Source organism: Sorangium sp. So ce375 (assembly GCF_051473855.1).
Classification (GTDB): Bacteria; Myxococcota_A; Polyangia; order Polyangiales; family Polyangiaceae; genus Sorangium.
Window position 1 is genome coordinate 2741948 of record NZ_CP150335.1, and the last position, 26108, is coordinate 2768055.

A 26108-nucleotide genomic window follows, 5' to 3' on the forward strand; every position below is an offset into this window, starting at 1 on the left:
GATCCGGGTGTCGCTGAGCCAGTTGATGACCGTGTAAAACCCATCCGAGCTCAGCCGATGAGCTTGCCGTGTCGACGACCAATCACAGACCCCGAGGCTCCACCCGAGCCCGCCCGGGCACGCCTCGCCGCCTCCGCGTGCCCGCTCTTTTGCCCGCTCTTTTGCAGGTCCGAGGGGTTGTCCGCCGTCCGACCGAGCCCGTCCTCCCAGCGCACGCCGGGCTCGTACCCGAGGAGCTCGAAAGCCCGAGAAATATCGGCGAGCGAGTGATGCACATCCCCAGCCCTCGGGCCCTCGTGCTCGATCGACAGAGGCCGGCCAAGCTGCCGCTCGAGCTCTCGGCAGAGCGGAATGTGTCAGCGCTCGGGATGCCTGCCGGCAGGTCCAGAGACGTCTTCAGCCAGCCATGCTTGCGCTCACTCTCACAACGCGACTACGGTATTGCGAAGATGACCGAGATATCATCGACGTAGAAGGCGCCTGTGAAGTTCGCGCCCATCCAGGCTCTGACCGCGCCGAAGTTCCGCGCCTGGCTGAGAAAGTAGCTCGGGATCGCGACGTCGAGGCTACCCGACGCTGCCCCGAGGAGGGAAATGGTCGCCGTCGCCGCGGTCGCGCTGATGTTGAACGTCACCTGCACGCTGAACACCTGCCCGCGCTGGTACGCTCCAAAGACCAAGTTGCTGTCGTCGTTGACGCGCACCGTTCCGTTCGGGAGAAAGTCGAGGTGCAAGAAGCTCTTCAAGTCGCTCAGCGGCTGGTTGAAGCCCTCGAACTGCAGCGTCGGGACTCCGCCGGTATCGCTTGGAATGTAGAGCCTGGCGGTCGCCATGTATTGACCATCCCCGCGGAAGGCGCTGAAGCGACCCTGGATCGACGTCACATCGTTGAAGTTCGGGTGCTCAAGGAGCACCCAGTGATCGTCGGCCTCGCCAGCCGGAGAGGCGGTCACCATCACGTTGCCGTTGCCGAGCGACGCCGCGACGGTGCCGACCGCTTGCTGTGAGCCCGGCAGCTGAGATACGGCGTCTTGGTTGAACCCTGCGCTGAGGAGCGTCTCGGCGCTGCAGCCTGTGAGCAGCGCCGGCGCGGCCAATAGCGGCAAACCCAAGATCGTGCGCCGAGAAACGTGGAGCGATTTGCCGGTCGCATGATCCTTTGCGCGAGCAGATTCGATCGTTCGACTGATCTTCATTGCCATCTCCGTTGTGTGAAGGGACGATCGTCTCGGCGCCGACGAGCGACCCCTGCGCGTCGACCACGCACAACGTGCATGGCTCGGTGGCCGAAGGGGCGTCGAAGGGGCGTTGTCACCGAGAAACGACGCGTACGGCGATGGGCTTCGCAATCGTCATGCCACGGCGAGCGAGCCGCGTGTCCCCCGGCGAGCCCACGCGTTCGCGCTGAAAACGAGGCTCATCGCTCCCCCGATCTCCGGAGATGAGCATGGGGCTGCCGGGCCCCCTGTCTCTCTGAAGGAGACACCTGTTCCCCCCGGAGATACAGCGCCAGCAGGGATGGCCTGCGGAGGAGGGCTCCGCGCCGAGCGAGGCGCTCTTGTGACGTCCCTGCAAGAACGTCGATGGCCCGTGCTGCTCGAACGGCGTCCTATCGACGCCTCCTCCTCCTCGCGCGAGCTCCTCGGGGCGCGCGGGCCACCGTCCTTCACCTCTTCTTGAGTTTGTCGATCGTCTTCGACCACTTGTCGTGGTCTTTCGCGTCCACGTAATCTCTCCAGAAGATATCGTGCATCTTGCGCCCTGCATCGACCGCCGCCATGTAGTTGTGGCTCACCTGCGCGAACCACTGGCGCACCGAGGCTGGCATCGTAAGCTCCTTGTCCGGCGCGTCGGCTGTCTTCGCGTCGAAGTCGGGCAGAGCGCCGAGGATCTCGAAGATCTCACCCCGGGTGAGCTCTCGGGTGACGGGGAGCCCCTGCCTCGTGGCCCCGCCGGGCGAGAGGCTGCCGGCCTCACGGATCATGATGATCTGGATGTGGGGCGTGCGCTCGCCCGCGTGCGTCGCGCCCGTGAAATCGATGTGATACACGAGGTGTACTGCGCGGCCGCCGTAGTCGAGGAAGGCGTTGGCCACGATCGTCGGGCTCACATACCCCTTCGTCTTCAACGTCTGTACGATGCCTTGGCGGTCGCCGACAGGGAGGTCTTGGTTCGAGATGGCGCGAGGATCCAGGCCTTTGATTTTCGCGTCGTGTTTCAACTCCGCGGATCGCTGAGCGACCGACATGGAGCGCCCGAAACGCGTCGCCAGCGTGGCCGGATGGGGCGGCTTCGTGGCGTTGCCCCCGATCGCAGGCTTCTTCTGCACCGCCGTGGCCGGATGGGGCGGCTTCGTGGCGTTGCCCCCGATCGCAGGCTTCTTCTGCACCGTCGTGGCCGGATGCGGCGGCCTCGCCGCCGGCGCTCCGATCGCCGGCTTGGGCTGCACGATCGTGGCCGGATGCGGCGGGCGTGACCTCGAGCTTGGCGACATGCGCTTCAGCCTATCAGCGCGGCATCTCGGCGAGCAAGCGAGCGAGTCCCGCGGAAGCTTGACCCCGAGCGCGAGAGGTGCGCTCCTCTCCGCGGAGATCCCTGCCCGCGAATGATGAAAGCGCACCTCGCGCGTGCAAAGATACGCTCGTCGTGGTGGTCAATTTCGGGTTCGACGGGATACGGCAGGACGCGTTCTCGTTCGAGGGCGGGCAGCTCCACGAGCGCCTGGTCTCGATCACCGCGCCGAGGCCGGTGGCCGACGCCACGGGGGAGGTGGAGGCGGCGCTCGGGTGCTTCGAGGGGGCGGCGAGGATTGAGCCGGGGTTCGTTCCGGCAGGGGCGATGTAGGTGAGGGGTAGAACACGTCGAGCACCTTGGCCTCTCCGCCGCCCCGACGGCGCTGCGAGCTCGAAGCCCAGACCAGGGCTGCCCTCCTACCCACTCTCCGCGACAGCGTTCGGCGCACGCTCGAGGGTCGACCGGCGCTAACGTCGCGCTCATGACGTCCACCGTGACCCGCAATACGGGCTCCACCATCAAGTACGCCGTCATCACGGCGGTGCTCGCCGGCCTCTCGTTCCTCTGTTTCTACGCGATGATCGGCCGCTCCGGTCTGCTGTGGCTGCTCTGTCTCGTCGGCGGCATCGGGCTCGCGGTGTTCGCGCTCGGATCGCTCCTCGCCGCCAAGGACCTGGCCGGCACCGCGACGTGCCCGCGCTGCCAGGCGACGCTCGAGGAGATCGAGCTCAACCACACCGACGATCCGGAGTTCTGCAACAAGTGTCAGGCAGCGTACCTCGTCGACAAGCGCGTCCTCACCGTGCTCGCCGACGACTACGTCCACCCGAAGCCGGGCTTTCCGGCGCCGGTGACGGGCGAGACGATCCGCTGGCCGGAAGGCTGCTGCGTGTGCGCGAAGCCGGCGACCCGCGGCATCGAGGCGAAGGCGCACGACGGCCAGACCGGGACCAACGCGGCCGTCGCCGCGGCCGGGCTCGCGCTCGGGAGCATCGCGGTGCGCACCGGCGGCGGCACGACCTACACGATGCGCATCCCGCACTGCGCCGAGCACGACGACGGCGCGAAGCTCGAGATCGAGAGCGCCAACAAGCCGCCGCTGCAGATCCGCTTTCGTTCGTACGCTTACCAGCGCCGCTTCCTCGAGCTGAACCCGAAGCCGGCGAAGGCCGCGTAAATCTGCTTCAGCGCTTCACTTTCGGGCACGTCTCCTCTGCGCACGCGCTCCCCGCTGCACGAGGCGCCGAGGGGGACCGCGGCCGAGTGGCGTGACGCCCGGGCGGCCCTCGAGCGGCTGGAGAGGGACGGGCTGCTGGCGTGGCCGCGTGGCCGCGTCCACCGGGTCCGGCGAGCGTCGGATCCGCGGCTTGGGCTTGACGACTATCCCCCCGGCGGAAGAACAATCATCGAAGATGATGGTGGCCACTCCTCGTACGGTTCCGGTGACCACCGAGGTGCTCGAGTGCACCGACGCGTACGTGGTGGCGGTGTGGCGGCGGATCATGCTGCTTGTCTGGCGGGGCAAGGCCACCGCGGCCGGGATCGAACGGTCGCGGGAGCTCTTCGGTCGCTGGGCGGCGGGCCACCCGGGCGGCGCGGTCTTCGTCGTCGTCCTCCCCCGTCAGGACACCGGACCGCCGGACGAGGCGAGCCGGGCCGCGATGCAGCGGGCGGCGAGCTCCGCTTCTCGGCACCTCAGGGGCACGGCCACGCTCGTCGAGTCGGAGGGGTTCATCGCCGCCTCGGTCCGCTCCATCATGACGCGGCTGTACACGAAGCGGGCGCCGAACGTCTTCCGGACGGCAGCCGAGGTCGCGGCCTGGGCGGCGGCGCTCCTGGGGGAACCCGAGCTCACCCCCGCCGGCGTCGCCGAGGCGATCCGCGTGGCGCGCGAGGGGTAACCGGGGCGGGCCTCGGCGGCGATTCAGGCGGAAGCCGGGAAAATCGCTGCTGTTTCCGGCGGCGACCGGTGAACGACCGGCTTTGGTTGTCAACCGGCTTTTCTGACAGGAGCTCTGACCTGCGGTGCCAGGCCATCACGCCGCCCCGCGCGACCCCTCGCCGAAGAGCAGCGCCCGGAGCGCCTCGTCCTCTCGCTTCGCGCGCGCGGCGATCGGCAGGAGCCCGACGAGGCAGTCGACTGGCACCTCCCGCACCAGGATCACGCCGTTCTGGCTGCGGAACACGCGCACGCCGCGCGCCCGGAGCCGCGCGGGGCTGATCTCGAGCATCACGTCGACCTTCGAGCGCTTGCCGACCGCGCTGCCCAGCGCGTCGGTGCAGTGGACGTGCGTCCGCGCCACCGGCCGGATCCCCTCGCGCGCGATGCCCCTCACGGCGTCCACGCTTGTGCCGTGCCAGATCGACGCGTCGCCGTGGATCTCCTCCCACGACGCCTCCAGGCCTGCGAGCGTCACCGGCATCCCCTCGCGGGAGTGCCCTTGCGAGGCGCGTATCCGGTCCCCGCGGAGCTCGAGGCGGTTCTTCGTGTTGTTCTCCACCACCTCGTCGAGCAGCGAACGCGGGATCCCGAGCGCCTTGAGGACGTCGTCCACGGCCACCCAGCCGGCGTCGTCCATGGCGACGCCCTGCGAGGGCGCCGCGTGGCGGAGCAGCCAGGAGAGCTTCTTGCTGTTGTCGGTCAGTCGATCGCGGCCCATCGTCGAGCTCCATTCTTGCGAGCCGGAGCCGAGGTCCGCGATCCGCGCGGGCTGCGAGCTCCGGGAGCGTCCCTGGACGGTGCAGGGAACGGTGCAGGGATTGGGAAGAACTGGAAGAGAGCATAGACGCCAGGCTATTCTCCGGAAGAAGTATTTCTGGAGTCGCTATCGCGTTTCGCGATAGCTTCACGCCATGCTCAACCTCGACTGGCTCGGCGCCTTCGTGGTCTTCACCGAGCACCTCAACTTCACGCGCGCGGCGCGGGCGCTCCACGTCTCGCAGCCGGCGCTCCACGCCCAGATCGGCAAGCTCGGCGAGGCGCTCGGCGTCACGCTCTACCAGCGGCGAGGGCAGCGGCTGGAGCTCACGGCCGACGGCAAGCGCGTCGCCGCGTTCGGGCGCGAGGTCGGCGAGCGGACGCGCTCGTTCCTCGACGTGCTCCGCCACGGCGAGAGCCGGGAGCCGGTGGTGCTCTGCGCCGGGGAGGGCTCGTACCTCTACTTGCTCGGCGAGGGGATCCGCGCCTTCACCGCGCGCGCCGCGGCCCCGCTCCGGCTGCTCACGCGCGACCGCGAGGGCACGCTCGAGGCCGTCGCGGCGGGCGAGGCGCACCTCGGCGTCGCGCCGCTCGAGGGGGCGCCGGACGGGCTCGCCGCCGACCGCCTCACCGAGGTGGCGCAGGTCCTCGTCGTCCCCGAGGGCCACCCGCTGGTTCGGAAGCGCCACATCCGGCTGCGCGATCTCGAGGGGGCGCGGCTCGTCGTCCCCGGCCCCTCGCGGCCCCACCGGGCCCTGCTCGCGCAGGCGCTGCTCTCGGCGGGCGTCCGCTGGGAGCCTGCGGTCGAGGCGAACGGCTGGGAGCTGATGCTCCACTTCGTCCAGCTCGGCGTGGGCATCGCTGTGGTCAACGCCTGCTGCCGTCTCCCCCGCGGCCTCGTCGCGCGCCCGCTGCCCGAGCTGCCGCGCAAGGTCTTCTATGCCGTCCGCCGGCGCGGCGAGCTCCAGGGCGCGACCGCAGAGCTCCGGGATGCGCTGCTCGCGCACGCCTCGGCGTGGCAGAGGACGCGCGCGTCCGGCGAGGCGGGCGCGTCCGTCGCGTCGAGCGCGCCCGGCGCCGCCCCGACCACGCCGGCGCGCCGGCGCTGAGGCGCTGCGTCGAGCGCTCTCTGCCCCCTGCCGACCCGCCGCCTTCCGGGGTCCTGCCTTCCGGGTTCAGGCCGCCTTTCTCGACTTCTGCTTGCTCTGCTTCGCCTTCTTGCCGCCGATGTCTTCCGGGCGGCTCACCAGCTTCGAGAAATAGCTCGGCTCGCCGCTCGCCTTGGCCTCCTGGTACACGAAGGCCAGGTTTGACGCCTCGAACTTGTCGAAGAAATCGTCCCACGAGATCTCCTTGAGGGACTCCTCTCCGCTGTAGCCGGGGAAATCGATCCGGAGGACGCCGGGCTCCCCCTCCTTCTCGGTCCGCTCCACCGTCGCCGGGTGGCCGCCGCGCGCCTCGACCCAGGTGCGGATCTCGTCATGGTCGATGGTCACGTGGGACGCGTGTTCGCCCTCGGCGCCCTTCGAGCGTGCGTGCTTCCCGCGAGCGTGCTTCTCGGCGCCGCCGGGCTCCTCGTCGAGATCGAGCTGAACCTCCACCTCGACGTCGAGCTCGGCCTTCCCGTTCTCCTCTCTCGTGCCCCTGGCGCTGCTCGCCTTGGCCGCGCTGCCCTTTGACACGCGCGCGGTCGACTTGCCCTTCTGGACCATGTCGTCCGGGCGGCTCACCAGCTTGGAGAAGCGGCTCGGCTGCCCGTCCGCTGTCTTCTCCTGGTACACGAAGGCGAGGTTTGTTTCCTCGAACTTGCCGAAGAAGTCCTCCCACGAGATCTCCTCCAGGGTGTCTTCCCCGCTGTACCCCGGGAAATCGATGCGGAGGATGCCAGGCTCTCCGCCCTCCTCGGTGCTCTTCACCGTCGCCGGGCGGCCTCCGCGCGATTCGACCCACTGGCGGATCTCGTCATGATCGATGGTCGTCTTCGATGAGCTGGCCGACATGGTCTTTCCTCCTGTGTTCGTGCTTCGATTGCGCGGGGAACGGCAACCTGCGTGCCAGAGGACGATGAGAAGATCCGGGCAGAGGAGGGCCGATCTCAGCCATTCGGGGTCTCCCCGGGCCGAGCGCGGCGCGCCGCCGATCCCTCCTGCCGGCGAACCGTGCCGTCGGGCATGCGACGCCTGGCGGTCGACAGCCTGAGACCGTGGCGAGGGGAAGGGGAGCTCTGCTGTGGTCGAGGATGGGCTCGACGAGGCAATCTGCCTCGTCTGCGGCGAAAAGCGGCCGGTTCGCGCGGCCCTCGTCGAGGACGAGCGCGCCCTCCTGGATCGGAGTGGAGCAGGCAGGCAGACAGCGTGCCTGAAGACAGGCTGCTCGATTGCTGACAGACAGGCTGCCTGGCTGACTGCAACAGACTGACGCGCGATGCGCGCGCCCTCACGGAGGCACACGCGCTCGTCGCAGGGGCATCGCGTGACGCTCGCCACGGAACCACGCGTCCCCATTGTAGCTCGCGCTCGATGCCAGCCATCTCGACTGGGCCTACCCGGGGTGGCCGGCCGAGAGATCGAGAGAGCGCCTGTCGACGCGGGTGAGCCGGTCGTGCTACCTAGAATCGAGCGCCGCGACGTGCGCTGCCGAGGCCGAGGAAGTGATCGCCGCGCACCATCTGCTCCTCCGGGTCGCCGTGCTCGCCGTCGCCACGGCGACCGCCGCGACCGCGGGCGCGCGGCCGCCGCGCCCTGCGCCAGCCGCCTCGCCGGCACACCCGGCGCGCCCTGCGCCAGCCGGCTCCTCCGCGCGGCCGCCGCGCCCCGTGCCGGCACACCCGGCGCGCCCTGCGCCAGCCGGCTCCTCCGCGCGGCCGCCGCGCTCCGTGCCGGCACACCCGGCGCGCCCTGCGCCGGCCGCCCCGCAGGCGCTCTCGCCCGCGCCGGCCGCCCCGCAGGCGCCACCGGCTTCGCTCGCCCCGCCGGCCCCGGACGCCGCGCCTTTGCCGAAGCCCGCGGCCTGGCGCGCGCTCGTCGTGGGCGGCGGCCCGAGGCCGCCCATGAACCAGGTGGCCATCGAAGGCCACGTCCGGTACTTCCAGTCGCTGCTCCCGGCCACGGTGGAGCGGCGCGTCCTCTTCGCCGACGGGCGCCGGGGCACGCGGAGCGTGCAGTTCCTCGACGGCCTCCACATGCGCTACCGCGCGCCCAGGCTGCCGCGCATCGACGGGGCGACCACACGCCTCGGGTTCGACGCGATCTGGCGCAGGTTCGTCCACGCGCGCCCCGCGGACCCGTTGCTGCTGTATTTCGCCGGTCACGGGAGCCCGGATCCGGGACAAGACCTCGACAACAACGTGTTCGACCTCTGGGGCGGAGGGGGGCTGTCCGTGCGCGACCTCGCCGCCCGCATGAAGGAGCTGCCGGACGGCACCCCCGTCGTCCTCGTCATGGCCCAGTGCTATTCCGGCTCGTTCGCGAACCTCCTCTTCGAGGGCGGCAGACCGGACGGCGAGCTCGTCGAGCGCGACATCGTCGGGTTCTTCGCGGCGACCCGGGATCGCCCCGCGTCGGGCTGCACGCCCGAGATCGACGAGGCGGACTACACCGATTTCAGCAGCTTCTTCTTCGCCGCCCTCTCGGGCGTCGATCGCCTCGGGAAGCGCGTCGACGGCGCCGATTACGACCAGAACCAGCTCGTGGGGATGAACGAGGCGTTCGCGTACGCGCTCCTCCACCAGGCGACGGGTGATGTGCCGGTCGCGACGTCCGATGTGTTCCTGCGCCGCTTCGTCAACAAGCCCGATCACGAGACCATGGCGACCCCCTATTCCAGGGTCCTCTCGTGGTCGACCCCGGCGGAGCGGGCCGCCCTCGAGGGGCTCTCGGACGCGCTGGGCCTCCGCGGCGAGCACCGGCTCCGGGCCGCCTACGATCGCGAGTTCGGGCCCGGGGCGGGCAGGAGGGACGTCGAGGACGCGGCTTCGGCGCACCGGCTGCGGTTCATCCGGCTCGCCAAGAGCGTGGTGCTCGCGCGGACGCTGCGGCAGAGCGGCCACCGCGCGCGGATCGAGCGCTTCGAGCGGCTGCGCGCGGCAGAGGCACGCAATCCGCTCGTCGAGGCCAGGGCGGCGAGCCAGGCGCGACAGGGCAGCCGGCGGCGCGCCGCCCGGTGACCCGCGGGCTCGCCTGGCCCGCCTCGCTCCTCAGCCTCTCCCTATTGTCTTCCAGCGCTCTCCGGGCGCCTCGACACACCGCCGCCATCGCGCGAAACGGCCGCGAACGCGCTTGCTCGCTCTGCTATGACGGACTATTGTCCTCCATAACAGACATGTGGTGCTCGGGGGCGATCCCACCTCGGAGCCGCCTTCGCCGAGCGCCACCTCCTCTCACAAGGAGCCATGATGGTCAGCCTCGCGCTCGATTCGGCTGCTCTGGCCGAGACGTATGATCGTGTCAGTGATCGGCAGTTCAACCATGGGAAGCTGCTCATCGAAGATCTCCGGATTTCTCCGGGAGAGAGCGTCCTCGACGTCGGGTGTGGCACCGGCCGGCTCGGGGCCCATGTCGCCGAGCTTGTCGGCCCCTCTGGCGAGGTGGTCGGCGTCGATCCGCTGCCGCTCCGCGTCGAGCTGGCGAACAAGAAGCGCACGCCGAGCTTCCGTGCCAGCGTCGGCCAGGCCGAGGATCTCTCGCAGTTCGCCGACGGCAGCTTCGATGTCGTCTTCCTGAACAGCGTGCTCCACTGGCTGCCAGAGAAGCTCGGTCCGCTGCGCGAGGCGCGCCGCGTGCTCAAAGGGGGGACGCGCGGGGGGCGCATCGGCATCACCTCGGCCGCGAGGGAGCGGCCGCACGAGTTCGAGGCCACGCTCGACGGCGTGCTGTCCTCTCTCGGCCTGACCGGCACCGCGGAGACGTTCGGAAACACAACGTACAAAGTGACCTCCGACGATCTGAGCAGGACGCTCGCGCTCGCCGGTTTTCAGGATCCGGAGCTCCAGATCCGCTCCTTCACGGACTACTTCCCGGCCACCGACGACGTGGTCGCGTTCTATCTCGCCAGCTCGTTTGGCAACTTCCTGTCCAATCTGGCTCCGGAGGACGCCGAGCGGGTCAAGGCGGCGCTCGCGGCCGAGCTCGAGCGCCGCCGCGCGCCTGAGGGGATCCGGCTGGAACGTCACCTGATCTTCGCCGTGGCCCGCGCGGACGGCTGACCCGTTGCGCCGTGGGGCGGATCCAGCAGCCCGGGGTGACCGCGCCGATCGTCGGGGCGACCAAGCTGTCGCACGTCAACGACGCGGCCAAGGCCGTGGAGCTCAAGCTCGACGCCGAGGAGCTGCGCGCGCTCGCCGAGCCGTACCGGCCGCACCCGGTGCTCGGCCACAGCTGAGCGCGCTCTGGCCTTGGTCTATCTTCCGGGAGCGACCAGCGGCAATCGCCGGACCCTGACGCGGCTGAGATCCGCTGTCGCTGCCGCGCCTGCGAGGAGCTCTGAGCCACACACAGCGAGCACATCCAGAATCAGCTTGGCACACGCCTCTCCGTTCAGTCGCTCTACGCGTAGCCTCAACACGGAGGGCGCGTTTGCATCGGCAAGCGCGAGCAGCGTGTGAAAGTCTGCATCGAGCGTCACGACCACCTGGTTGGATTGCCTGGCTCGCTCGAGGATCTCGTCATCGAGCACGGCCCACATCCCGATCTCGGCCACATGGATCGCGTCGACACCGGCCGCACGCAATCGCTCTGCCGCCGAGCGCGGAAGCCCTTGATCCAGGAGCAATCGAATCGTCGGCGTCATGCGCTCCGAGGCAGGTCGATGACCTCATCCCCGATCATGGCGGCAGCGAAAGCCAGGGCTTGCCGGATGTCCTCGTCGTCCAGCTCCGGGTAATCGCGTCGCAGCTCTTCGCGGTCGGGATAGGTCGCAAGCACTTCGAGCACCCGCTTCACCGTAAGGCGAAGGTCCCTGATGCACGGCTGCCCGTTCATGCGGCCCGGGTGTGCGGTGATCCGGTCAAAATTTCGCATGGTCTGAGGATCTCCTGCGGAAGGATACACCGACCGGGACGCGCCGTCCTCACCCTCGCCTGACCGGTCGTACCCGTCGTACGTCGCCGGCGGGCACCGCATCCACCTGAGCAGTCCGAGGGGGACGGCGCGGGTCAGGGGGCTGACAAGCTCGGCGCAACCGGCGGTCCCAGGCGAGGGGTCGGCTGGCGCGGACTCGCCAGAGCCAGATGAGTCACGCCGGTTGCGCGGCCGCGCGCCTCTGGGAGAGTACGCCGCCGGGGAGCCCGGCGAGCGCACGAGCGCGCTCGTCGAGGACCGAGGAGCCGAGGAGAGCAGGGCCCGCCGCTCGGAGGGCAGGTGAGCGAACGACTCGACGTAGAGGTGCTGAGCCGCCGCGAGGAGCTCGAGGCGCTGCGGGAGCCGTGGAGCGCGCTGTGGGAGCGCTGCCCGGCGGCGACGGCGTTCCAGCGGCCAGAGTGGCTGATCCCGTGGTGCCGCGCGCTCGGGCCCGAGGAGGTGCTCGCCCTTGTGTTCCGGTCCGCCGAGGGGCTCGTCGGCCTGGCGCCCCTCGCGGTCCACCGCATCGGCGACGAGCGCGTCGTCGCCCTGCTCGGCGCCGGGATCACCGATTACAACGATGTCCTTGCCGTGTCCGGGTACGAGCGCGCGGTCGCCGACGCGACGCTCGCCTGCCTCGAGGCGCGCGCGGACGCCTGGGATGCCGCGGATCTCCACGACCTGCGCGGGTCGTCGCCGCTGCTCCTGGCCGAGGCGCCCGCCGGCTGGTCGGACGAGGTCGAGAAGCACGAGGCGTGTCCGGCGGTGGCAATCCCGGAGGGCGCCGGGCCGGACGCGCTGTTTTCGCGGGCGATGCGCGCGCGCATCGCCCGCGCGCGGAAGCGGCTCGCGCGGGCCGGGGATCTGCGCGTCGACGTGGCCGGCCCGGCGAGCGTGGACGAGCTGCTCGACGCGCTGTTCGCGAACCACCGGGCGCGCTGGTGCTCGCGCGGCGAGGGCGGCGTGCTCGACGAGGCGCTCCGGCCGTTCCATCGCGAGGCCGCGCGCGGGCTGTGCGCGCGCGGCGCGCTGCGGCTGTTCGGCCTGCGGCTCGACGGGCGGATCATCGCGTCGCTCTACGGGTTCGCCGAGCGAGGCGGGCTCGCGTCGTACATCACCGGCTTCGATCCGGAGCTCGCCTGGTACAGCCCGGGGCTCGTGATGCTCGCCAGCGCGATCGAGCACGCGGCGCGCGAGGGCGCGCGGACCGTGGACTTCCTCCGCGGCCGCGAGCCGTACAAGTACGACTGGGGCGCCGTCGACCGCTGGACGTACCGCCGGCGGCTGAGGCACCAGGGCGCGCGCGCGGCCGGGCGGGAGGTCGGGCAAGGCGACCGCGAGGGCGCGGTGCAGGCCGTGATGTCCGGCGAGGCGTCGCCCGAGGTCGGCCTCGTGCGGCTGCTCGGCGCCGCGGGGGACCTCGCGGCCGCCGGCCGCGCGATCGACGCCGCGCGGCCGGCGGCGGGGGAGGGGGAGCCCGCCGCGCGCCTCGATGCGATGCGCCGCTGCCTGGACGAGCGGCGCGCCGCGTGCGCGACCGTGGCGGCGATGCTGGGCGCGCACCGGGACGCGCGCGTCGACGGGGCGGACGCGCGTGGAGCGTGCCAGACCGCCGCGCGGCTGTTCGACGAGCTCTGCGCGCGCTCGGAGGAGGCGAGCGTCGCGGCGTACTCGCTCGGCGATCCGGAGATCCTCGAGCGGGCGACGCGGGAGGTTGTCGAGCTCCTCGAGCGGTGGGGCGCGATCGGCGAGGACCGCGCGATCCTGCAGATCGGCTGCGGGATAGGCCGCTTCGAGGCGGCGCTCGCGCCGAGGGTGCGCGAGGCGTGGGGGCTCGACGTCGCGCCGCGCATGATCGAGGCCGCGCGGCGCCGCTGCGCGGGGCGCTCGAACGTCGTGCTCGCGGTCTCTTCGGGCGTCGATCTCGGCGACGCGCCGCCCTCCCGCTTCGATCTCGTGTACGCGGTCGACTCGTTCCCGTACCTCGTCGCCGCGGGCGCAGAGGTCGTCGATCGGCTCGTCGCGGAGGCGCGCCGGGCGCTGCGGCCCGGCGGGGAGCTCGCCGTCCTGGGCTACTCGTACCGCGGCGACCCCGCGCGCGACGCGGCCGACGTCGCGCGGCTCGCGGCCCGCCACGGGTTCGACGTCCTCGTGAGCGGCGAGCGGGCGTTCTCGCTGTGGGACGGGCGAGCGTACCGGCTGCGGAGGATCGAGCACCGGTGAACGGGAGAGGAGCGCCCGCGCCGCGACGTCACGATGCAGTTCGACCCACCGCCGCGCGAGGACGGGGCGTGTCGGAACCTTGCCGTCCCGGCGGTCCAGCGAGGAAGAAACGCCCTCTCGCGCACGTAGCAATCGGCGAAAGGTGCTTGTCATGAAGACCTCGATCCACCGTGCATTCGCTGTCCTCCTGTGCTGCCTGACGCTGCCTGCCTGCGCCGCCGTCGAGCTCAACCCGGGCGCGGAGAGGGTCATCGTCACCAAGCAGCCGGCCCCACAGGGGTGCCGGTTCCTCGGGACGTTGATCGGTGAGCAGGGCGGCTCGCTCTCCGGGGCGTTCACCAGCAATGCGAACCTGCAGGAGGGCGCGGTCAACGACATGAAGAACAAGGCCCATGGCATGGGCGGCAACTATGTGGTCCTGGAGAACACGAATGCAGGGACCACCATCTCCGGCGATCGAGACAACATCTCTGGCCAGCAGACCGACGTCACCCACATGGGCAACGCGTACAGCTGCCCGCCCCAGCTCGTCGGTCTGTAAGGCGAGCCGATCTCGCGGTGCCGCTGCGGCGACGGTCCGCAGAGCGAGGCGCCCTCCGGCGCCGCCGGCAGGAGCTCGTGTCGTGTGGGGCCGCGCGCCCGTCCGGGCGCCGCCGGGGAGGCGAGCACGACCAGGCAAACCGATCTCCAACGGCTCGGCCGCAACGCGGCGGGCCGGGGCTCATCCAACGTCGACGAAGGGCCTGCGGCGCGTCGTCTCGGCGGGCTGCAGCCGGTCGACCGTGCGGCCTGCGTCAGCCCTCGGGATGGCTCAGCGGCCGGGCGCGGCCGCTGCCGCGCCACGAGCCGCGCCGAGGGGGCTGCTGCAGAGGAGATGAAGAGATGGAGATGTCGATGTCCAGGCGTACGGCCGCAGAGTTTCTCGGAACGTTCTGGCTCGTGCTCGGCGGCTGCGGGAGCGCCGTGCTCTCGGCCACGTATCCCAGGCTGGGTATCGGGTTCGTGGGCGTGGCGCTCGCGTTCGGGCTCGCCATGATGACCATGGCCTACGCGGTGGGCCACATCTCGGGCGCGCACTTCAACCCCGCCGTCACGCTCGGCCTGGTCGCCGGCGGGCGCTTCCCCTCGCGAGACCTCTTGCCGTACGTCCTCGCCCAGATCGCCGGCGCCATCGTCGCCGCCGGGATCCTCTATGCGATCGCCAGCGGATCCGCCGCGTTCGCCGTGCAGGCAGGCTTCGCCTCGAACGGCTACGGCGGCCGCTCGCCCGGCGGTTATTCGCTCTTCGCGTGCCTCCTCGCCGAGATCGTGCTCACGTTCGGCTTCGTGACGGTGGTCCTCGGCGCGACCGATCACGGCGCGCCGCGCGGGTTCGCGCCGATCGCCATCGGGTTCGCGCTCACGCTGGTTCACCTCATCGGGATCCCGGTCACGAACGTCTCGGTGAACCCGGCGCGCTCCACGGGTCCCGCCCTGTTCGTCGGCGGAGGGGCGCTGTCGCAGCTCTGGCTGTTCTGGCTCGCCCCGCTCGCCGGCGGCGTGCTCGCGGGGGTCCTCTATCCGGTGCTCGTGGGCCCGAGGCCGGGTCGGGCCGTCGTCACGTCGCCGCCGGTAATCTGACGCAGGAGACGCAGGAGACGCAGGAGGCGGAGCAGGCTGGAGGAGCCGAGGGAGCCGACGAGGCTCACAAGGCGCCGGCCGACACGCGCGATCGATCGAGCTGCCCCTTGGCTGTACGCTCGGTCGCGCGCTAGTCTCGCGCGCCATGTCTCGGCTGGAAAGCATCAGGGATCGCGCTGAGGTCGCGCTGGCGGCGGTTGTATCGCTGCTGTTCGGCGCCTCGTTCGGGTGGAATTGCGGCATCGACAATCAGGTCGTGTACATGCTCGGGTCGCTGCGGCTCGTGCACCCCGACATCCTCGCGCGAGACTGGTTCGCGACCAGCACGACCCATTACCACCCCACGTTCAAGTACCTGGCTGCCGGGCTCCTCGCGCTCAACGAGAAGGGGTGGGCCGTCGGCATCGCCCAGACCCTGGTCATCGGCGCCGGCACGGCCGCGCTCTACTTCCTGCTGCGGGCCATCGTCGAGCGCCGCCACGCGCTGCCCGGCTTTCTCCTGCTCGTCGCGTTCGCCACGCTCACGCGCACCCGGGGCGCCTGCGCGATCTTCGCCTTCGATTACATCCTCCAGCCCTCCTCGCTGGGCACCGCGGCGTTCTTCATCTCGGTGCCGTTCTTCGTGCGGGGCCGGTGGCTCGCCTCCGGCATTGCGCTCGCCGCGAGCGGCCTCTTCCACGCGAACTACCTGATCCTCTTCTTCGGCGCGTACGCGCTCGCGCACCTCGCGCTCGGCGCGCGCGATCCGAAGGAGCTCTGGCACCGCGCCTCGCGGCAGCTCCTGCCGCCGCTCGCGGTGCTGGCGCTCTTCGCGCCGATGATCCTGGCCACCGCCGGCGCGAAGGACGCGAGGCTCGCGCAGGAGATCTACACGACCATCCGGTCCCCTCACCATTTCATCATCGACGGCCGCGAGCGCGATTTCCTCGGCTTCATCGCCTGGCACCTGCTCGGGCTGGGCGCGGCCGTGCCGCTCACCAGGAACCGCAAGGGCTCCGCGGCGAGGCTCGTCACCCTGATCTTCGCGCTCCTCCTCGTGATCTGGACTGGCGTCGGCCTCTCGGCCCTCGCAGGGCTGCGCCCGGTCACGCAGCTCTTCCCGTGGCGCATCACGCCGCACGTGGAGCTGCTCCTCACGGCGCTGGCGTGCGCGGCGGCGGCGCGCGTCATCCTCGAGCCCTCGACCGGGCGCCGCTATGACACCACCGCGATGGCCCTGATCGTCGGCGGCCTCGGGGCGCTCGCCCTGCACGGCAGCGTCCAGGAGTCCGCGCGCGTCCCGGCCCTGGCCACCGCGGTCGTGGCCGCTGCCGCGCTGTCCCGGCTCATTTACGAGTCCGCCCAGCGCTTCGCGCCGGAGCCCGGCCTGGCGCGCGCCCGCGCGCTCTGGCAGCGCGGCGGCGCCCTCGTGGGGCTCGCCGGCGCGCTCGCCGTCCTGCTCGCGTTCCTCGTGCCGAGGCTAGGGGACGTGGGTCGGAGCTCCAATGTGCTCTCGGGCCTGCGCGCCGACGAGCAGTCCCTGTTCACCTGGATGCAGGCCAGCACCCCTGTCGACGCGATCTTCCTGACGCCGCCGGACAACGAGAGGATGCGTTACCACGGGCGGCGGCCGATCGTCGTCGACTGGAAGTCGAACCCCATCGTTCCCGGCGAGGTGCTCGAGTGGGTCCGCCGGCTGGAGGACGTCATCGGGCGCAAGCTCCGCAGCCACAGGGATCTGGAGGGCTACAGCAGCCTCGACGAGGCCCGCGTCCAGGCCCTGCGGCAGCGTTATGGCGTGGATTACGTCGTCGTGCGCCGCGGCCAGGAGAAGGAGCTGCGCAAATACAAGACCGCTTATTCCAACGGCGCGTTCACCGTGCTGGACGTGCGCGAATAGCGGTGCTCGTCCCTGGGCGCCGCGCCCGCCTCGCGCGGCGGCGCCCGGTCCACGCTCTGGTCGATGATCGTGAGCGGTCGCCTGCGCACCTGCTGGTAAATGCGGCCCACGTACTCGCCGATGATCCCCAGGAACAGGGCGTTGATGCTCAGCGAGAGCAGGATGAGCAGCGTGGTCGTCGCGAAGCCAGCAGGCCAGTCCGCCCCGTAGACGATCTTGCCGACGGCGTAGCCCGCGATGGCGAGGAGCGTCAGCGCCGAGACCACGAGCCCCGTGTAGGTCGCGACCCGGAGCGGTACGGTCGAGTGGCTGAGGATGCCGTCGAGCGCCAGCCCGACGAGATCCTTCATCCGGAACTTGCTCTCGCCCCGCTCCCGCGCGGCCCGATCGTAGGCGATGCCCGTCTGTTTGAACCCGAGCGTGGCCAGCATCCCCCGCAGGTAGGGCTTCGTGTCGTCGACCTGCCGCAGCACGTCGAGCACCCGGCGATCCACGAGCCGGAAGTCGCCCGCGTCGTGGGGGAGGTGATCCTCGCTCAGGAAATCGATCAGGCGGTAGAACACCCGGCGGAGCAGCGTGATGCGGTAGCCCTCCTTGCGGCTGCGGCGGATCCCGTAAACCACCTTGGCGCCCGCCTCCCATTCCTTCACGAAATCGAGGATGAGCTCCGGCGGATCCTGCAGATCGCAGTCGATCTGCACGGCCGCGTCCCCGCGCGCCTTCATGTATCCCGTGTAGATGGAGCGCTGGAAGCCGAAGTTGCGAGAGAAGCGGAAGACCCGCACCCGCTCGTCCCGCGCCGCCAGCTTCACGAGCTCGTCGAAGGTCGCGTCGGTGCTGCGGTTGTCGGTGAAGACGAGCTCGTGGTCGTACCGATCCGCGACACGGCGCATCACCGCGGTGACCGCCTCGTAGAGCGGGGCCACGTTGCGCTCCTCGTTGTAGACCGGCACGACGATCGAGATCAGCTTGCGCCCGCTCACCGCGTCGCTCACGGCGCTCCCTCCGCATCGGCGGCCCCGAGCATGCGCCGCACACCTTCGTCGAGCGGCACGCGGGGCCGCCACCCGGTCGCCTCCGCGAAGCGCGATGGATCACCGACGATCCACATCGGCTCGTCGTCCCGGTAGGGGCGACGCCCGAGGCCGAGGTCGTCTCCGGGCCAGCCCGCCGCGCGCGCGACGCGCTCGGCCACCTCCCGGACGCGCACCGGCACGCCCGAGCACACGTTGTACGCCTGTCCAGGCTCGAGGCGTGGCGACGTCGCGGCGGCGATCAGCGCCTCGATCACGTCGTCGACGTAGGTGAGGTCGCGCGCCTGCGCGCCGGGCGTCAGGGCCGGCGCCTCGCCCGCGCGGAAGCGCGCGATGAGGTGCGGGATGAGGCGCGCGGGGCCCTCACCCGGGCCGTAGACGCCGAAGAGCCTCAGCGCGACGAAGGGGATCCGGAGCCGCGCCGCGACGGCCTTGCCGCAGAGGTAGGCGGCCGCCTTGGCCGCGCCGTAGACGCAGGTCGACTCGAGCGGGTGGTCCTCGCGGAGGCGCGCGGGCTCCTCGGCCGGGGCGTACTCGGAGCACGAGCCCGCGTGGAGGAAGCGCGCCGGCCGGTGCGCCTCGGTCGCCGCGAGCGCCGCGAGCAGGCGCGTGGTCAAGCCCACGTTCCCGTCCACAACGAGCTCCGGATCCCGCTCGCTCGGGTTCACCCCGGACGCGGCCAGGTGAAAGACCACCTCGGGCCGGATCGCCGCGACGGCCCGCGCGAGCTCCGGCGTCGAGAACGACGAGACGGGCGTGACCTCCACCCCCGCGACGCCCGCGAGCCGCCCCCGGCGAGGGCTGTCCGCGCGGACGATGCACGCCGTCCGCGCCCCCGCGGCAGCGAGCCGCGCCGCGAGCGCCGCGCCGATGAACCCCGTGGCGCCGGTGACGAGGACCGTGCCGAGCCCGGCGCTCATGCGACGTCGACCCCGTAGGCGCGGATCTGCGCGTCGAGCTCGCCGCGGCTCGAGGCGGGGTCGTCGAGGTATGCGCGGTACCAGCGCGCCGTCAGCGCGAGGGCCTCGTCGAGCGTCAGCCGCGGCGCCCAGCCGAGCCGCGCGCGCGCCTTGCTGATGTCGAGGTGCAGCAGCTGCGCCTCGTGCGGCCCGGAGCGCTGCTCGGGCGGCACGAGCCGGAGCTCGCCGCGCCCGAGCTCCCGGACGAGCCGCTCGGCGACGCCGCCGACCGGGCGCGTGTCGCCGTCGCGCGGCCCGAAGTTCCAGCCGCCTTCGTGCGCCGCGGGCGCCTCGCACAGCCGCCGCGCGAGCAGGAGGTAGCCCCCGAGCGGATCGAGCACGTGCTGCCAGGGTCGGGTCGCCAGCGGGTTGCGGATGACGATCGTCTCCCCCGCGGCGACGCCGCGCACGATGTCGGGCACCAGCCGATCCTCGGAGAAGTCGCCCCCGCCGATCACGTTCCCGGCCCGCGCGGACGCCACGGCCGCGCCGCTGCCGGAGAAGAACGAGCGCCGGTAGGCCGCCGTGACGAGCTCGGCGCAGCCCTTGCTGCTGCTGTACGGGTCGTGCCCGCCCATGGGCTCGTCCTCGCGGTAGCCCCAGACCCACTCGCGGTTCTCGTAACACTTGTCCGAGGTCACGACGACGATCGCGCGCGCGGAGCCCACGCGGCGGCACGCCTCGAGCACGTTCACCGTGCCCATCACGTTGGTCGCGAACGTCTCGGCGGGCTCGCGGTACGAGCGCCGCACGAGCGGCTGGGCCGCGAGGTGCAGCACGATCTCCGGCCGGTGCTCCTCGACCACGGAGAGCAGCGCCGGGAGATCGCGCACGTCGCCGGTCACGGACGCCATGTCGCGCGCGATGCCCGCGAGCTCGAACAGGCTCGGCTTCTGCTCCGGCGGCAGCGCGAAGCCCACGACGCGCGCGCCCATGAGCGTCAGCCAGCGCGAGAGCCAGCTGCCCTTGAAGCCCGTGTGCCCTGTGACGAGCACCGAGCGCCCGGCGAAGAACGAGGCGCCGCCGCCGGTCATGCCCAGGTCTTCCAGGGCGCCTTGCCGGACTCCCACAGCGACTCGAGCAGCCGCTTCTCCCGCAGCGTGTCCATCGGCTGCCAGAAGCCGTCGTGCCGGTACGCCGCGAGCTGGCCCTCCGCGGCGAGCCGCTCGAGCGGCTCGCGCTCGAGCACGGTGGCGTCGTCGGTCATGTAATCGAGCACGCGCCGCTCGAACACGAAGAACCCGCCGTTGATCCAGCCCTCGCCGGACTGGGGCTTCTCCGAGAACTCGCGGACGAGGTTGCCCTCGAGCGACAGCCCGCCGAAGCGCGCCGGCGGGCGGACGGCCGTGACCGTCGCGAGCTTCCCGTGGGCCTTGTGGAACTCGACGACGCGGCGGATATCCACGTCGCCCACGCCGTCGCCGTAGGTGCACATGAAGCGCGGGCCGTCGAGCCAGCCGTCGAGGCGCCGGAGCCGGCCGCCGGTCATCGTGTTCAGCCCCGTGTCCACGAGGGACACGGTCCAGTCGGGCGCGGCGCTGCGGACGAAGCGCTGTGCGCCGTCGCGCAGGTTCACAACGTAGTCCGTGCTGCGAACATAGAAGTTGTGGAAGTAATCCTTGATGACCTCGCCCTTGTAACCACAGGCGACGACGAAATCGTTGAACCCGTGGCCCGCGTAGATCTGCATGATGTGCCAGAGGATCGGATACGGGCCGATCTCGATCATCGGCTTCGGGCGAGCCTCTGTGTGCTCTGAGAGCCGGCTTCCAAAGCCTCCGGCGAGCAGGACGACCTTCATGGGTTCCATCGGGCGCGGGAGGATAGATCAGATCGACGGAACTTACACGGCGCGAGGTGTGGGCACGTCGGGCTTCGCTACCTCGGGCAGCAGGGCCGTGGTAGACGCGGCCGCATGAGCATGGCGAAGCCGGCGCCGCCGCGAGGCGTCTTCCGGTTCCGGAGCTTGCAGAGGCACCGCCTCGCGATCGCGGCGTCGCTCGTCGTCGCGCTCGGCTGCGCGTGGGTGCTGCGCGCCGGCGGGCTGCCGGTCGTGCCGGACGGGGCCGCGTTCGCGGGCGTGCGGTGGTGGGCCGTCGCGCTGCACGGCGTGCTCTACGTCGGCGCGCTCTACCTGCGATCCCACCGCTGGACGTGGTTGCTCGAGCCCATCGAGCCCGTGCCGCTCCGGCGCGTCGTGACCGTGTCCTTCATCGGCTACGGCGCGCTCGTGCTGATGCCGTTCCGCACCGGGGAAGCGGTGCGCCCGTTGCTCATCCGCCGCCGCGGGCTGTCCGCGTGGGCGGCGGCGGGCACGGTGGCCGCCGAGCGGATCATCGACGGCCTGTTCCTCAGCGCGCTGCTCCTCGCCGGGCTCTCGCTCGCGCACCCCCGCGAGCCGCTCCCCGATCGCATCGGCGATCTCGCGGTCCCCGCCGCCGCCGTCCCGCGCGCCGCCTACCTGGCGCTCGCCGTCTTCGGCGCGGCGTTCGTCGCGATCGGCGTCTTCTATTTCCGCAGGGCCTGGGCGCGGCGAGCGACCGAGCGCGTGGTCGGGCTCGTCTCAACAAAGCTCGCGGGCCGCCTGGCCGACGCCGTGGAGCGGGTCGCCTCGGGCCTCGGCTTCCTGCCCCGGCTCCGGTACACCGTCCCGTTCCTCCTGGCGACGGCGGGGTACTTCCTCCTCAACGTGTGGGCGATGCAGATCCTCGCCTTCGGGTGCGGCCTGCTGCCCATCGACTTTGCGCGCGCGGCCGTCGTCGTCGGCGTGCTCCACCTCGGCGTCCTCCTCCCCAACGCCCCGGGGTATTTCGGCACGTTCCAGATGGCGGTCTACGCGGCGCTCTCGCTCTACTTCGCGCCGGAGGCCGTGATGGGCCCCGGCTCGGCGCTCGTCTTCTCGACCTACTCGCTGCAGATCGGCCTCGCGGTGCTGCTCGGCGCCGTCGCGCTCGCGGTCGAGGGGGCGCCGCTCCGCCAGGCCTTCGCTGAAAATCCGGCCGAGGACGTGAGGCCGGAGGGGCTACCCTCGCCGCCGGGCGCGAGCTAGGCTCGCCGCCCTTTCATGGCGCTCTCCTCCCACCTGCTCGATCGCGGCCACGCGGCCCTGTACGTCCTCTCCCAGCGCCTCGTCGGGGCCGACCTGGCCCGGCGCGAGTGCCTCGAGGCGCTCGATCTTCGCCCCGGCGATCGCGTGCTCGATATCGGCTGCGGCCCGGCGTACTACTTCGATCGCCTGCCGGCGGTCGACTACCACGGGTTCGACACGGATCGCCGCCACATCGCGGCGGCGCGCGCGCGCCACGGGGATCGGGCCAGGTTCTACGACGAGCCGTTCGGCGAGCTGCACGCGCGCGCGCTGGCCCCCTTCGACAGGGTCCTGATGCTGGGCCTCCTGCACCACGTGGACGACGAGGTGGCGAGCTCGCTGCTCTCGCTCGTCGCGCGCTCGCTCCGCCCCTCGGGCCGCGTGATCACGCTCGACACCGCCCTCTGGGAGGGCCAGTCCTCGCTGGCGCGGCTCATCGCGAAGAACGATCGCGGCGACTACATCCGCCCCCCGCAGGCGTTCCGGCGCCTCGCCAGCCAGTCCTTCGGCCGGATCGAGGAGCGCTTCGTGGGCGACACCCTCAGGATGCCCGCCTCCCATTTCATGATGATCCTCGAGTCGCCGCGGGTCGCGTAGCCTCTGGCCTACGCGCCTACGCGCCGAACCGGTCCCACGCGAGCTTGGCCGTGAGCACGAGGCCGAGCGCGACAACGAACCACCGCACCTTCCTCGGCTCGAGGCGCCGGGCGACAACGGCGCCGGCGAGCGAGCCGATCACCGCCGCCGCCATCATGATCGGCGTGGCGACGGCGTCGACCGCGCCCGCGAACAGGAACGCGAGCGCCGCCACGCCGTTGATCAGGCTCGCGAGCACCGTCTTGATCCCGTTCAGCCTGTGGATGTCCACGTTGCCCGCGAACGAGGAGAGGAGCGCCAGCATCATGATGCCGATGCCCGCGCCGAAGTAGCCGCCGTAGACGCTCACGAGGAACTGGAGCAGGAACACGAGCCACGGCCGAGAGGGCAGCGCGAAGCGCTCCGCCGCGCCGTCGTCCGCCGCGCCGTCCTTCGCGGCGGGCCTCGCCGGGCGCAGGTTCTGCCAGAGCAGGAGCAGCGTCGCGAGGAGCACGAGCCCGGGCACGGCGGCGTCGAACACGCGCTGCGGCGTCACGAGCAGGAGCGCCGAGCCCGCGATCCCGCCGAGCAGCGACGGCAGGAACAGGACGCCGAGGACGCGGTAGTCCCGGGAGAGCTCGCGGCGGTACGCCCACGCCGACGCGAGCGACGCGGGCGTGAGCGCCACGGCGTTCGTCGCGTTCGCGGCGAGCGGGGGCAGCCCCGCCGCGATGGCCGCGGGGAACGACACCAGCGTGCCGCCCCCGGCCACCGCGTTGATGGCGCCGGCCACGGCGGCGCCGCCGGCCAGGAGTGCCGCTCTCGTCAGATCCACGGCGCGAGATCGCCCGAGCTCCGCCGGCCTGTCAACCGCCGCGCCGCCGCCTGCGGCCCGCGTACCGCCGGCCACGCCGCGCTTGAGGGGGCAGGCGCGGCGCTCCTAGGATGATGCGGCGGCCGACCCCGGCGGTCGCTCCTCCCCGGAAAGCCCAGCGCCATGCCGCGATCCTTCCCGCTCCTCCCCGCCGCGCTGCTCTCGGCCATGGCGTGCGGCGCGCTCGCTCAGGCGGCCGCCGCCGGCGAGGGAGCGCCGGAGGGCGCGCGCGTCTGGGTGGCCGACGACGGCACGCGGGTCCGCCGGGAGGACGTCGGCCTGCCGCTCTCGCGCGGCGAAGGAAACGCGCTCTTCCGGCCCGGCGAGCCGATCCGGCTCGGCGCGCTCCGCGCGGAGGTCGTCGCGTTCCAGGTCGTCGTCGAGGCGGGCGCGGATCCCGTGCGCGGCGTCACGGTCGAGCTCTCCCCGCTCGGCCCCGCGGCCGGCCCCAAGGCGCCGCCGGCGCCGCAGCAGCCCACCCAGGCCGCGGGAGCGCCGCCCGCGCAGGCGATCTCGATCGGCCGCTTCGTCGAGCACTACGTCGAGATCACGCGGCGCTCGCGCAACGAACAGCGACCCCTGGAGTCGCTCGGGTGGAGCCCTGCGGCGCGTCCGCCCGACGACGCGCACCTCGGGTTCCTCCCCGACGCGCTCATCCCGGTCGAGCTCGCGCCGCCCTGGGCGCCGTACCCGCTCGAGGTCGGCGCTCGCGAGACCCGGGCCGTCTGGATCGATCTCCACGTCCCGGAGGGCGCCGTCCCCGGCGCTCACGAGGGCAGGGTGGTGGTCCGCTCGGCCTCGCACGGCGAGCTCGCGTCGCTCGATCTGAGGCTCGACGTCGCCCCGGCGACGCTGCCGTACCGCGCCGTCGACTTCCTCGGGTTCTACGATGTCGATGAGGTCGCCGCGCGGATCGGCGACGGGCCCGCCGTCGAGCAGCAGCTCTGGCAGCTGCTCCACGAGCACCACGTCGACGGCTTCGCGTCGGTCCGGAGCCCCGCCGAGGTGGAGCGGCTGCGCGCGGCGATCGACGGCTCGCTCTTCACGGAGGCGCGCGGCTACCGGGGGCCCGGCGCGGGCGTGCCGCCCTCGGCGGTGGCGCTCGGCGCCTACGGCGGCTTCGGCGATCCCGGGGAGACGGCCCTCCGCCGCGTCGAGGCGGTCGCGGATCTCCTCCCGCCGGCGGTGGACGACGTGATGCTGTACGCGGTCGACGAGCAGTGCGAGAGCCCCCGCGGGCCCGGGTGGCGCCGGCTGATCCGCGGCTCGCGCCTGTCGTCGCGCGTGCTCGTGGGGCACTCGTGCGGCGAGGTCCGCCCCGTGGAGCAGGACGTCGATCTCGTGCTCACGCCCGCGAACCGCTTCGACTCCACGTGGGCGCAGGCCGCGCGCGAGGCCGGCCAGCGGCTCTGGGTGTACAACGGCGCGCTGCCGCGGACCGGCACGTTCATGATCGACGCGCCGCTCACCGGGCTCATGGCCGACGGCTGGATCGCGGCCTCGCACCAGGTAGATCGCTGGTTCCTGTGGGAGACGGCGTTCTGGCACGACGGCAACCGCGGCGGCAGGGGGCCCGTCGACCCGTTCACGGTCGCCGAGAACTTCCACAACCGCGACGGCGACGCGTGCCTCGGCGACGGCATGCTGCTCTATCCCGGGACGCAGCGGGGCGCGTTCTCGTCGCGATCCGCCGGCTTTCCCGGCGTCTTCCCCTCGATGCGCCTGAAGAGCCTGCGCCGAGGGATCCAGGACGCGGGCTACATCGCGCTGGCGAGGTCGGCGTCGCCCGGCGCGGTGGACGCGATCGTCAAGGAGGTGATCCCGGCCGCCCTCGACGAGGCGCTCGACAGCGCGGCCGCCGCGTGGAGCAGCGACGGCGCCCCGTTCTTCAGGGCGCGCTCCGCGCTGCGCGCCCTGATCCCGCCGGACGCCTCGCTCGACGCCGCCGGCGTCCGCCGCGCGCTCGCCGAGGCGGCGGCGGCGCGCCGCGCGCTCGTCCCGCTCCCGGGTGCGCGAGGCGAGGCGGACGGCGCGGGACAGGCCAATCCATGGGCGCTCGACCGGTGGAGCGCGACGGCGCGGCTCCTCGCCGTCGCCGGGCTGGGCGCCGCCGTGCTCGCGCTGGCCATCGGGCTCTACCGCTGGAGGAAGCCAGGGCGAGGGGCCGGGGAGCGCTGACCGGCGGGACGTACGGGCGTGTGTCGATGGCCCTCGCCCGCCGGCAAGCGTCGGTGACCGGCGAGGCCGTGTGCGCGTGATTCAATGGGGGTGCGAGCGGGAAGAGCGGGGCGCACGCGGCGCTCCTCGCCTGGAACACCGTCACATTAGAGTGTCGGGGAAATCAACAGAAGAGAAGAAAAACCGCAAGGGCGCGAGGGGCGCAAGGGGAAAACAGAAAATTATCTTATCTCTCATCTTTTGTCTCTCATCTATCTCTCATCTGTCTCTCATCTGTCATCTGTTGCGCCCCTTGCGTCCTTGCGGTTTTTCTCTTTCCCGCATTCCATTCCCCTGGTTTCTTGGCGCCATGGCGGTTCGCTTCGCCGCCCGACTTCCTTATCACCGGCGGGGCGAGCGGTGTTTTGCGC

General features: G+C 71.7%; 26 protein-coding genes. 14 read left to right on the top strand and 12 right to left on the bottom strand.

Annotated elements, in window-relative coordinates; all coding sequences use genetic code 11:
- Positions 1-433: 433 nt before the first annotated feature.
- On the bottom strand, positions 434-1201 hold the full coding sequence (locus WME90_RS10485; protein WP_437280948.1) for a hypothetical protein: 768 nt from the start codon (positions 1199-1201) through the stop codon (positions 434-436).
- 464 nt (positions 1202-1665) lie between these two features.
- Complete coding sequence (locus WME90_RS10490) at positions 1666-2493, bottom strand: hypothetical protein (protein WP_437280949.1); 828 nt, start codon at positions 2491-2493, stop codon at positions 1666-1668.
- A gap of 152 nt (positions 2494-2645) precedes the next feature.
- On the opposite strand from WME90_RS10490, the gene WME90_RS10495 reads away from it, so the two are divergent.
- The 3 genes from WME90_RS10495 to WME90_RS10505 all read left to right on the top strand — a co-directional run bounded on the left by WME90_RS10495 (position 2646) and on the right by WME90_RS10505 (position 4414).
- Complete coding sequence (locus tag WME90_RS10495; RefSeq protein ID WP_437280950.1) at positions 2646-2843, top strand: hypothetical protein; 198 nt, start codon at positions 2646-2648, stop codon at positions 2841-2843.
- Positions 2844-2994: 151 nt separating this feature from the next.
- Positions 2995-3690 carry a hypothetical protein gene (locus WME90_RS10500; protein ID WP_437280951.1) on the top strand — a complete coding sequence of 232 codons (696 nt, stop codon included), beginning with the start codon at positions 2995-2997 and terminating at the stop codon, positions 3688-3690.
- A gap of 235 nt (positions 3691-3925) precedes the next feature.
- Positions 3926-4414, top strand: coding sequence for a hypothetical protein (locus WME90_RS10505; RefSeq protein ID WP_437280952.1), 489 nt, complete (start codon positions 3926-3928; stop codon positions 4412-4414).
- A gap of 135 nt (positions 4415-4549) precedes the next feature.
- On the opposite strand, the gene WME90_RS10510 is transcribed toward WME90_RS10505, so the two are convergent.
- Positions 4550-5173 (bottom strand): RNA 2'-phosphotransferase, encoded by a 624-nt coding sequence (locus tag WME90_RS10510; protein ID WP_437280953.1) that lies wholly within the window; start codon positions 5171-5173, stop codon positions 4550-4552.
- Positions 5174-5366: 193 nt separating this feature from the next.
- Between WME90_RS10510 and WME90_RS10515 the strand changes: the two genes are divergently transcribed.
- Positions 5367-6320, top strand: coding sequence for a LysR family transcriptional regulator (locus WME90_RS10515; protein WP_437280954.1), 954 nt, complete (start codon positions 5367-5369; stop codon positions 6318-6320).
- Positions 6321-6386: 66 nt separating this feature from the next.
- On the opposite strand, the gene WME90_RS10520 is transcribed toward WME90_RS10515, so the two are convergent.
- Both WME90_RS10520 and WME90_RS10525 read right to left on the bottom strand, forming a co-directional pair.
- Positions 6387-7211, bottom strand: coding sequence for a lipocalin/fatty-acid binding family protein (locus tag WME90_RS10520; RefSeq protein ID WP_437280955.1), 825 nt, complete (start codon positions 7209-7211; stop codon positions 6387-6389).
- Between the two features lie 604 nt (positions 7212-7815).
- Entirely contained in the window at positions 7816-8277 is a 462-nt protein-coding gene (locus WME90_RS10525; RefSeq protein WP_437280956.1) for a hypothetical protein, read from the bottom strand.
- On the opposite strand from WME90_RS10525, the gene WME90_RS10530 reads away from it, so the two are divergent.
- From WME90_RS10530 to WME90_RS10540, 3 genes are all read left to right on the top strand, one after another.
- Positions 8261-9376, top strand: a complete 1116-nt coding sequence (locus WME90_RS10530; protein ID WP_437280957.1) for a hypothetical protein — start codon at positions 8261-8263, stop codon at positions 9374-9376. The genes WME90_RS10525 and WME90_RS10530 overlap by 17 nt on opposite strands.
- A gap of 225 nt (positions 9377-9601) precedes the next feature.
- Complete coding sequence (locus tag WME90_RS10535) at positions 9602-10414, top strand: class I SAM-dependent methyltransferase (RefSeq protein WP_437280958.1); 813 nt, start codon at positions 9602-9604, stop codon at positions 10412-10414.
- Between the two features lie 35 nt (positions 10415-10449).
- On the top strand, positions 10450-10590 hold the full coding sequence (locus WME90_RS10540) for a hypothetical protein (RefSeq protein WP_437280959.1): 141 nt from the start codon (positions 10450-10452) through the stop codon (positions 10588-10590).
- Between the two features lie 18 nt (positions 10591-10608).
- On the opposite strand, the gene WME90_RS10545 is transcribed toward WME90_RS10540, so the two are convergent.
- Entirely contained in the window at positions 10609-10998 is a 390-nt protein-coding gene (locus WME90_RS10545; RefSeq protein WP_437280960.1) for a DUF5615 family PIN-like protein, read from the bottom strand.
- A complete protein-coding gene (locus WME90_RS10550; protein ID WP_272101652.1) occupies positions 10995-11228 on the bottom strand; it encodes a DUF433 domain-containing protein in 234 nt (77 codons plus the stop codon). The genes WME90_RS10545 and WME90_RS10550 overlap by 4 nt, the downstream gene beginning before the upstream one ends.
- A gap of 339 nt (positions 11229-11567) precedes the next feature.
- Between WME90_RS10550 and WME90_RS10555 the strand changes: the two genes are divergently transcribed.
- From WME90_RS10555 to WME90_RS10570, 4 genes are all read left to right on the top strand, one after another.
- Positions 11568-13490 (top strand): GNAT family N-acetyltransferase, encoded by a 1923-nt coding sequence (locus WME90_RS10555; protein WP_437280961.1) that lies wholly within the window; start codon positions 11568-11570, stop codon positions 13488-13490.
- A gap of 151 nt (positions 13491-13641) precedes the next feature.
- On the top strand, positions 13642-14031 hold the full coding sequence (locus WME90_RS10560; RefSeq protein WP_437280962.1) for a DUF4156 domain-containing protein: 390 nt from the start codon (positions 13642-13644) through the stop codon (positions 14029-14031).
- 347 nt (positions 14032-14378) lie between these two features.
- Entirely contained in the window at positions 14379-15110 is a 732-nt protein-coding gene (aqpZ, locus tag WME90_RS10565; RefSeq protein ID WP_437280963.1) for an aquaporin Z, read from the top strand.
- Between the two features lie 145 nt (positions 15111-15255).
- Positions 15256-16989 (top strand): DUF6798 domain-containing protein, encoded by a 1734-nt coding sequence (locus WME90_RS10570; RefSeq protein WP_437280964.1) that lies wholly within the window; start codon positions 15256-15258, stop codon positions 16987-16989.
- On the opposite strand, the gene WME90_RS10575 is transcribed toward WME90_RS10570, so the two are convergent.
- Genes WME90_RS10575 through rfbF form a run of 4 tightly spaced genes read right to left on the bottom strand, consistent with a single transcriptional unit; the run spans position 16947 to position 20783 of the window.
- Positions 16947-17984: a glycosyltransferase family 2 protein gene (locus WME90_RS10575; RefSeq protein ID WP_437280965.1), complete on the bottom strand. Its 1038-nt coding sequence runs from the start codon at positions 17982-17984 to the stop codon at positions 16947-16949. The two genes, WME90_RS10570 and WME90_RS10575, sit on opposite strands and share 43 nt — an antisense overlap.
- A complete protein-coding gene (locus tag WME90_RS10580; protein WP_437280966.1) occupies positions 17981-18943 on the bottom strand; it encodes an NAD-dependent epimerase/dehydratase family protein in 963 nt (320 codons plus the stop codon). The genes WME90_RS10575 and WME90_RS10580 overlap by 4 nt, the downstream gene beginning before the upstream one ends.
- Positions 18940-20052 (bottom strand): CDP-glucose 4,6-dehydratase, encoded by a 1113-nt coding sequence (gene rfbG / locus WME90_RS10585; protein ID WP_437280967.1) that lies wholly within the window; start codon positions 20050-20052, stop codon positions 18940-18942. The genes WME90_RS10580 and rfbG overlap by 4 nt, the downstream gene beginning before the upstream one ends.
- Positions 20013-20783, bottom strand: coding sequence for a glucose-1-phosphate cytidylyltransferase (rfbF, locus tag WME90_RS10590; RefSeq protein ID WP_437280968.1), 771 nt, complete (start codon positions 20781-20783; stop codon positions 20013-20015). Before rfbF ends, rfbG begins: the two co-directional genes overlap by 40 nt.
- A 114-nt stretch (positions 20784-20897) precedes the next feature.
- On the opposite strand from rfbF, the gene WME90_RS10595 reads away from it, so the two are divergent.
- Together WME90_RS10595 and WME90_RS10600 are read left to right on the top strand one after the other, a co-directional pair.
- The gene (locus WME90_RS10595; RefSeq protein ID WP_437280969.1) at positions 20898-22031 is read left to right on the top strand and encodes a lysylphosphatidylglycerol synthase domain-containing protein; all 1134 of its coding nucleotides are present in this window, start codon (positions 20898-20900) and stop codon (positions 22029-22031) included.
- A 15-nt stretch (positions 22032-22046) separates the two neighbouring features.
- The gene (locus WME90_RS10600) at positions 22047-22667 is read left to right on the top strand and encodes an SAM-dependent methyltransferase (protein ID WP_437280970.1); all 621 of its coding nucleotides are present in this window, start codon (positions 22047-22049) and stop codon (positions 22665-22667) included.
- Between the two features lie 16 nt (positions 22668-22683).
- On the opposite strand, the gene WME90_RS10605 is transcribed toward WME90_RS10600, so the two are convergent.
- Positions 22684-23481: a sulfite exporter TauE/SafE family protein gene (locus tag WME90_RS10605; protein ID WP_437280971.1), complete on the bottom strand. Its 798-nt coding sequence runs from the start codon at positions 23479-23481 to the stop codon at positions 22684-22686.
- Positions 23482-23643: 162 nt separating this feature from the next.
- On the opposite strand from WME90_RS10605, the gene WME90_RS10610 reads away from it, so the two are divergent.
- Positions 23644-25698 (top strand): hypothetical protein, encoded by a 2055-nt coding sequence (locus WME90_RS10610; protein ID WP_437280972.1) that lies wholly within the window; start codon positions 23644-23646, stop codon positions 25696-25698.
- Positions 25699-26108: the final 410 nt, after the last annotated feature.

Coding starts and splice junctions, on each gene's coding strand:
- WME90_RS10485 (WP_437280948.1), bottom strand. CDS start 1,201: ATGGCAATGAAGATCAGTCGAACGATCGAATCTGCTCGCGCAAAGGAT.
- WME90_RS10490 (WP_437280949.1), bottom strand. CDS start 2,493: ATGTCGCCAAGCTCGAGGTCACGCCCGCCGCATCCGGCCACGATCGTG.
- WME90_RS10500 (WP_437280951.1), top strand. CDS start 2,995: ATGACGTCCACCGTGACCCGCAATACGGGCTCCACCATCAAGTACGCC.
- WME90_RS10505 (WP_437280952.1), top strand. CDS start 3,926: ATGATGGTGGCCACTCCTCGTACGGTTCCGGTGACCACCGAGGTGCTC.
- WME90_RS10510 (WP_437280953.1), bottom strand. CDS start 5,173: ATGGGCCGCGATCGACTGACCGACAACAGCAAGAAGCTCTCCTGGCTG.
- WME90_RS10515 (WP_437280954.1), top strand. CDS start 5,367: ATGCTCAACCTCGACTGGCTCGGCGCCTTCGTGGTCTTCACCGAGCAC.
- WME90_RS10520 (WP_437280955.1), bottom strand. CDS start 7,211: ATGTCGGCCAGCTCATCGAAGACGACCATCGATCATGACGAGATCCGC.
- WME90_RS10530 (WP_437280957.1), top strand. CDS start 8,261: ATGAACCAGGTGGCCATCGAAGGCCACGTCCGGTACTTCCAGTCGCTG.
- WME90_RS10525 (WP_437280956.1), bottom strand. CDS start 8,277: ATGGCCACCTGGTTCATGGGCGGCCTCGGGCCGCCGCCCACGACGAGC.
- WME90_RS10535 (WP_437280958.1), top strand. CDS start 9,602: ATGATGGTCAGCCTCGCGCTCGATTCGGCTGCTCTGGCCGAGACGTAT.
- WME90_RS10545 (WP_437280960.1), bottom strand. CDS start 10,998: ATGACGCCGACGATTCGATTGCTCCTGGATCAAGGGCTTCCGCGCTCG.
- WME90_RS10550 (WP_272101652.1), bottom strand. CDS start 11,228: ATGCGAAATTTTGACCGGATCACCGCACACCCGGGCCGCATGAACGGG.
- WME90_RS10560 (WP_437280962.1), top strand. CDS start 13,642: ATGAAGACCTCGATCCACCGTGCATTCGCTGTCCTCCTGTGCTGCCTG.
- aqpZ (WP_437280963.1), top strand. CDS start 14,379: ATGTCGATGTCCAGGCGTACGGCCGCAGAGTTTCTCGGAACGTTCTGG.
- WME90_RS10570 (WP_437280964.1), top strand. CDS start 15,256: ATGTCTCGGCTGGAAAGCATCAGGGATCGCGCTGAGGTCGCGCTGGCG.
- WME90_RS10580 (WP_437280966.1), bottom strand. CDS start 18,943: ATGAGCGCCGGGCTCGGCACGGTCCTCGTCACCGGCGCCACGGGGTTC.
- rfbF (WP_437280968.1), bottom strand. CDS start 20,783: ATGAAGGTCGTCCTGCTCGCCGGAGGCTTTGGAAGCCGGCTCTCAGAG.
- WME90_RS10595 (WP_437280969.1), top strand. CDS start 20,898: ATGAGCATGGCGAAGCCGGCGCCGCCGCGAGGCGTCTTCCGGTTCCGG.
- WME90_RS10600 (WP_437280970.1), top strand. CDS start 22,047: ATGGCGCTCTCCTCCCACCTGCTCGATCGCGGCCACGCGGCCCTGTAC.
- WME90_RS10610 (WP_437280972.1), top strand. CDS start 23,644: ATGCCGCGATCCTTCCCGCTCCTCCCCGCCGCGCTGCTCTCGGCCATG.